Here is a 1,225-nt window from a genome sequence, read left to right as displayed (position 1 = left end):
AGGCAGACAGCGAGCGCTCCTTCAGCACCTCTTCGGCCTTGTCGGCAGCTTCCGCGGGATCTCCCGCGAGGATCCGCTGGTAGAAGATCTCTGGCGCGGACAGTGGGGGGCGGTCTCCCAGCATGACGTCCAGAAATTCCAGCCTTTCAACGTGACGACCAAGGACCACGAGGCACACGGTCAATGGTGTAGCGAGAACCAGACCGATAGGGCCCCACAACCAGGTCCAGAATGTCGCCGCGACTATGATCGCGACTGGCGAAAGTCCGGTTGAGCGGCCGTAGGCCAACGGCTCGACCACATGACCGACGACCGGCTCGGCGATCACGAACAAGCCGGCCGTCAACGCGAGCATCATCCATCCGGGATCGACCGAAGCGGCGATCACCATCGGAAAAACCGCCGAGAGGATGGCGCCGAGATAGGGAATAAACCGAAGAATTGCTGCAAGAATACCCCACAGCAGAGCGCTGGGAACGCCGATCGCCCAAAGGCCGCATCCAATCACGACCCCAAAGCCTGCATTGACGATGAGCTGCGTCAGAAAGAGCCGGCTGAGGCGTTTGGCGGCGTCGTCGAACGCGGCCGTTGTCTTCTGCAGGTCTGAGGTGCCGGTCAATCGGATGAACCGATTTCGTAGGTCTTCGCGTTGCAGAAGAATGAAAACCACGAAAATCAGGACGATTCCCGTAGTTGTCAGAGGGTGGATCAGCGGAGCTAGAAAGGCCTGCAGCGTCTGGATCGCACCCGGCTCCGGTTGATGGACTTCGACTGGAATCGGGCGCGCTTCGCCAGGGCTCGGCAGTTCACTCCGAGCGGGGGCATCCATCTTGGGGCGGTCAAGCTCCTTGCCCAGATCCTGGAGTACATCCGCGGCACGGCTCAAAACCCCGCTCTCGGGGCTCGAACCTTTCAAGGCGGCAATCTTAGCTCGGATGGTATTCTGATAGGCCGGCAAGTCACTAGCCAGCTGCGTTGCCTGGCCAACCATTGCCATGGTCAAGGTCGCCAATGTCGCGAAGGCGATCAGGACGACCGCAAAGACCGCCAGGGCTCGCGGAACACGCAGTTTCTGCAATCCTTTGACCAGCGGCGCCAAAACGAAGCTGAGCAAGATTGCGAGAGCCATTGGAACGAACACTTCACGCCCGAAATAGAGCGCAGCAATAATGAAAGCGCCGATGGCTACGTTTGCGACGCTGTCCGCAGGTGACTTTACTGCTTG

General features: G+C 59.8%; 1 protein-coding gene. It reads right to left on the bottom strand.

Annotation, left to right across the window (positions count from 1 at the left end; all coding sequences use genetic code 11):
- Positions 1 to 1,183 (bottom strand): AI-2E family transporter (locus tag ACIPIA_RS16640; protein ID WP_400511083.1); only part of this gene is annotated, 1,183 nt, incomplete at its 3' end.
- Between the last annotated feature and the right edge of the window lie 42 nt (positions 1,184 to 1,225).

The organism is Allobosea sp. CER48, from assembly GCF_044752385.1.
Lineage (GTDB): Bacteria > Pseudomonadota > Alphaproteobacteria > Rhizobiales > Beijerinckiaceae > Allobosea.
The sequence above is the reverse complement of the archived record's forward strand: the minus strand, read 5'-3'. Positions and strand labels throughout refer to the sequence as shown.